5 protein-coding genes and 1 pseudogene are annotated in these 5003 nt (G+C 37.9%); all 6 read right to left on the bottom strand.

The window, feature by feature from the left end:
• Window positions 1–155 precede the first annotated feature (155 nt).
• The 6 genes and pseudogenes from AFK68_RS41510 to AFK68_RS36590 all read right to left on the bottom strand — a co-directional run bounded on the left by AFK68_RS41510 (window position 156) and on the right by AFK68_RS36590 (window position 4531).
• A complete protein-coding gene (locus AFK68_RS41510; RefSeq protein ID WP_256386536.1) occupies window positions 156–1034 on the bottom strand; it encodes a universal stress protein in 879 nt (292 codons plus the stop codon).
• Between the two features lie 10 nt (window positions 1035–1044).
• Window positions 1045–1504: pseudogene (locus AFK68_RS41505) on the bottom strand (CBS domain-containing protein); the annotation flags it as partial.
• A gap of 1 nt (window position 1505) precedes the next feature.
• A partial coding sequence (locus tag AFK68_RS10810) for a CBS domain-containing protein (protein ID WP_246844110.1) occupies window positions 1506–2184 on the bottom strand: 679 nt, incomplete at its 3' end.
• 56 nt (window positions 2185–2240) lie between these two features.
• Window positions 2241–2834: chloride channel protein (locus AFK68_RS41500; RefSeq protein WP_246844109.1), on the bottom strand; the 594-nt coding region annotated here is incomplete at its 3' end.
• A gap of 56 nt (window positions 2835–2890) precedes the next feature.
• On the bottom strand, window positions 2891–3707 hold an 817-nt coding region (locus AFK68_RS41495; protein ID WP_371357319.1), incomplete at its 3' end, for a chloride channel protein.
• Between the two features lie 674 nt (window positions 3708–4381).
• Window positions 4382–4531, bottom strand: coding sequence for a hypothetical protein (locus AFK68_RS36590; RefSeq protein WP_168186407.1), 150 nt, complete (start codon window positions 4529–4531; stop codon window positions 4382–4384).
• Between the last annotated feature and the right edge of the window lie 472 nt (window positions 4532–5003).

The following is a 5003-nucleotide window of genomic DNA, read 5'->3' as shown; positions in this document are numbered from 1 at the left end:
CCCTACAATACTAAAATTGACCTCCCACAAACCCGGTTTCTTGTTACTCCGATTTTTCGGGAACCGTGGCAAGCGGATTTGATATAAAAGAATTACTCTCCTACTCCCTACTCCCCTACTCCCCTACTCATTACAAAAAAATTTTTCAGCAAACCCTAATTATTCGCAGCTCGCACTAAAATCACAGTACAATCACAACCACGAGCGATCGCCTCTGGAATGTTACCATTAATCATGTGCCTCAAAAATCCCTCCTTACTAGCACCAATAACCACAACATCAGAGTGATGAGCATTAGCCAAATCAACCACAGCCTCTGAAACAGATTTAGAACAGACTGTAGTAGCCATCACCTCAGTATGTAATCTGTGTTTTAGCATTCTAGCAGCTTGCTGCATTTCCTGAATATTAGGATTAACAACAGATTGAGTACAGACTTGACATAGAAGAATTTCTGGCTTCACACTCAAAGAAACTAAAGCAGGCAAAAGTTTAACTGCTGCTGCTTGTGTCGGAATATCCCTAAGAGGTACTAACCATTGTCGCCATCCTAAAAATGAGTACACATAATCAGAATAAGGGTTAAATTTTTCATTAGCAACACCTGAAAACTTTTCTCTCTCTCTAAATTTCTCACCACCCCACTTCACTACCACAACCTCACAAATAGCTTGTTGCATCAGAGTATCCACAATACTCCCAAAAATACGACCAGGTGCAATATCACCCTTCCAACCCATCAATATTAAAGATATATGTCTCTCCTTAACAGTTTCCAAAATAGCATCAGCAATATCGTGACCAACCCGCACTTGAGTATGGATGGGAATTTGTAAATCTGTAGCTATGCGTTCTGCCATTGCCAACAAACGACGACTCTCAGTTGTATCTACCACAGTCTCAGCAGGAGAATTTTGACGAGGTACAATTACAATTTGCAGACATTCTAGTTCATAATTGCGTTGCCGAGCAATTACAGCAGCCAACCTTAATAATGCAGGAGCAGTACGAGGATTACTCAAAGGTACTAACAACCGACCATTNTCTGTAGCTATGCGTTCTGCCATTGCCAACAAACGACGACTCTCAGTTGTATCTACCACAGTCTCAGCAGGAGAATTTTGACGAGGTACAATTACAATTTGCAGACATTCTAGTTCATAATTGCGTTGCCGAGCAATTACAGCAGCCAACCTTAATAATGCAGGAGCAGTACGAGGATTACTCAAAGGTACTAACAACCGACCATTACCAATTTGAGGCGCTCGTGTTTGATAAACTACATAAGATGGTTCTGGAGGGTTAGTTCTTGAGTTTGTCTCACCTATTAATTGCTCTGATTCTATTTTAATGATATCAGTATCAGTAATAATCCCCACAAGATGACGACCCTCCATCACAGGTAAACGACTAATTTTGTATCTATGTAAAAGATTTAAAACCTCACTCAGATTATCTCTAGTCTTAACTGTCATTGGATGGAGTGTCATAAACTCTTTTAAAANGGTTAGTTCTTGAGTTTGTCTCACCTATTAATTGCTCTGATTCTATTTTAATGATATCAGTATCAGTAATAATCCCCACAAGATGACGACCCTCCATCACAGGTAAACGACTAATTTTGTATCTATGTAAAAGATTTAAAACCTCACTCAGATTATCTCTAGTCTTAACTGTCATTGGATGGAGTGTCATAAACTCTTTTAAAAGATGATTCCCTGGAACTTGACGTTTCCGAGTGTAGACTAAATCTGTCTGAGTGACGATACCTACCAGCAAACCTTGACTGTCAAGTACAGGAAAACCTCGATGAGTAGAACTAGAAAATTTCTGCTTAACTTCATCTAAAGTTAAATTAAAATCAAGAGTTTCCACAGGAGTGTGCATAACTTGATCGGCGCGAATATTACTCAAATAATCATTTGCTGAGGTTTCTTTGTTAAGTTGTAGACCTTTTAAATCTAAAACTAGGTCAGATAAAGATTTCTTATCTATCTTTTCTGCCACCAATAAAGCCACAATAGAAACAATCATCAGTGGTAACACCAAACGAAAGTCTTGTGTCTGTTCAAAAATAACTACTACTGCTGTGATCGGCGCTCTTGACACAGCACAAAAGAATGCACCCATTCCTGCTAGAGCGAAAATTGTTGGTTGTTCAATACCAACTAAATTACTTTGCAAAATCCCAATTATTTGACCTAAAGCAGAGCCAATAATTAAAGATGGTGCAAATAATNCATCAGTGGTAACACCAAACGAAAGTCTTGTGTCTGTTCAAAAATAACTACTACTGCTGTGATCGGCGCTCTTGACACAGCACAAAAGAATGCACCCATTCCTGCTAGAGCGAAAATTGTTGGTTGTTCAATACCAACTAAATTACTTTGCAAAATCCCAATTATTTGACCTAAAGCAGAGCCAATAATTAAAGATGGTGCAAATAATCCGCCAGGGGCACCTGAACCTGCAGCAAATATTGTTAAGACAAAGTGTGCTGTAAAAGCTATGAAACTCAATTTCAAGTTAGCTTCATTACTTCCCAATATTTCTCTTAAACCTGTATAATTGTGAAATGACTCTGGTAAAGATGCAATTATTAAACCACTAATCAATCCGGTAATAGCTATTCGCCAAGGTAATTTTAATTTCAGTTTACGCTGATTAAATATTGAAGTTGCAATAATTCCCCGACTAAATACTGTTCCTAGTAACCCTGCTAAAATTCCCAAAACTATGTAGAAAGGAATTTCTTTAGGATCTAAAAATCCTGTAATTGATGTATCTAGGTAATCACTGCTGTTTTCTAAGTACAAACTTTTTCCACCTAGCATTTGCGAAGTAACTGCACCGACAAATGAAGCAATAATTGCTGGACCCAAGGTAATGNTTCCCCGACTAAATACTGTTCCTAGTAACCCTGCTAAAATTCCCAAAACTATGTAGAAAGGAATTTCTTTAGGATCTAAAAATCCTGTAATTGATGTATCTAGGTAATCACTGCTGTTTTCTAAGTACAAACTTTTTCCACCTAGCATTTGCGAAGTAACTGCACCGACAAATGAAGCAATAATTGCTGGACCCAAGGTAATGCCAGAAACATCGTGCATTAGGTCTTCAACTACAAATAACACTCCAGCAATAGGAGCATTAAAGCCAGCAGCTAATCCAGCAGCAGCACCACAGGCAATTAACTGACGAGAATAACTGGGAGAAGTGGGAAGCCAACGACTAATCCAAGCTGCCAAAGATGCACCTATTTGCACAGTAGGGCCTTGTCTTCCTAGTGTTAGTCCAGAACCCACTGTCAAAATAGTAGTGAGCATTTTGACAATAGCGATCTGGAAGTTTAAGGGGACTGTCATACCTGCTAGTGCTGCTTTTACTTGTGGTACTCCACTCCCTCCAGTTTCTGGTGCTAAACGTTCTACTAATACACCTGTGAGAAATCCTCCAATTAAGCCAAAAATAGGTAGTAACAACCAAGGAGGAAATTTGAGGGATGCTGCTATTCGCCAACTACCTAGCCAGCCCACCCCTTCTTTGAGGGTGACGGCGGCTAATCCTGAAGTTATTCCGATTAAGCTGGCTTCAACAACTGCTATAAATTTGGGTCTTATTAGGGGCTTTGTCAGAAAGCCTGTGTATGGATAGACAAATGTTTTGAGATAGGTTTGTGTTTCTTCTCGGATGTGCTGATACCACATAAAGAAATGTTGGCTTTTATTTTGGCAGATTTGTTTTTAATTCTACTCCTTAGTTGGTATTTTTTTGATTTATTACTATTAATATAATTAAGCTAGAAAAGCACGATAATTACTTTCTTAGATTAATTACATCTCCTACTGAATTACTTGTCCGAATGAAAGGTAAGCATTGAGACTTAGCTATCAGCTATCAGCCATGAATTCATTATTGTGTTAGGAGGAATTAGTCTGATGGCGAGAATTAAAAGTCCGATACGAAAAAGGTCATTAGTTAATCTTAGTCGTTGTTTTATTCTTTACGAAAATACGAAAAGCTGTTTGCGCAGCATTCCCTTAGAAAAGCTGAATACTTACAATGAAAGTTATTGTTTCTAGAACCAAGATTTCCATGCACTCCAATTTTATATTACAGCACTTTTGAGGATGCTGAGGTACAGTTTTTGCAGTTCAGCCTTCGTTTGCTGTAACAAGCAGGATGCTTGTGTTACCAAAATNGAGGTACAGTTTTTGCAGTTCAGCCTTCGTTTGCTGTAACAAGCAGGATGCTTGTGTTACCAAAATTACTAATAGACTGGAAGTCTTTGTTTTGTACCTCACTAACTCCGAAATTGCTGTAAGCTTGCTAACTCACAATAACCTGACTATCTTGGGTGAGCAGCATCATTTTTTGCTACTTATTGCAGCCAATTTTCTGAAGTTTTTAATGGAGTAAAAACATCTAAATAAGGAACATTTAGTTGCATACATACTTGGAAAAAATCGTCAGATAAATTAGCAATCCTAATGTTATTTTGAGCATCATCAACAGGTAGAGAACTTATCATTAATACTGGGAAAAGCTGCTTAAATTGAGTTAAAATCTGGTGAATATTCTCTTTGGATTGATTCCTTTCTACACGAGTTTTACCAGCTTCTAAAATAGTGTCATTTGTACCAAAAGAAAATACTATTCTACCACTAAATTCTGGGGGTAAACGACAATAAACTTCTCTAAACCAACGATTTTTAATATCAGTGCTATAGCAATCCTCCGCATATTCGTGGCAAAAATATTACTGCTTTTTAGGCAACAGGGAACAGGCAACAGGCAACAGGTAAGAGTTTCAACTTTTTTATCTACTTTTTGATTTGTCGCGACCTATTTAGGATTGCTATAGTTTCTCTTCTAACTCCGAGATTATAGTATTTAATATCATATCCTTGATTATAAAATGTCTGGCAAATTCTACCAGTCTCATACCATTTCTCAAAAACCTTTCTACATTTGATTGAAGTAGGGGAGTAGGGGAGTAGGGG

It is taken from the genome of Hydrocoleum sp. CS-953, from assembly GCF_002260545.1.
Lineage (GTDB): Bacteria > Cyanobacteriota > Cyanobacteriia > Cyanobacteriales > Microcoleaceae > Trichodesmium.
The sequence above is the reverse complement of the archived record's forward strand: the minus strand, read 5'-3'. Positions and strand labels throughout refer to the sequence as shown.

Bases quoted from the DNA above. Each gene is read 5' to 3' on its own strand.
- AFK68_RS36590 (WP_168186407.1), bottom strand. From the start codon at position 4,531: ATGATAAGTTCTCTACCTGTTGATGATGCTCAAAATAACATTAGGATT.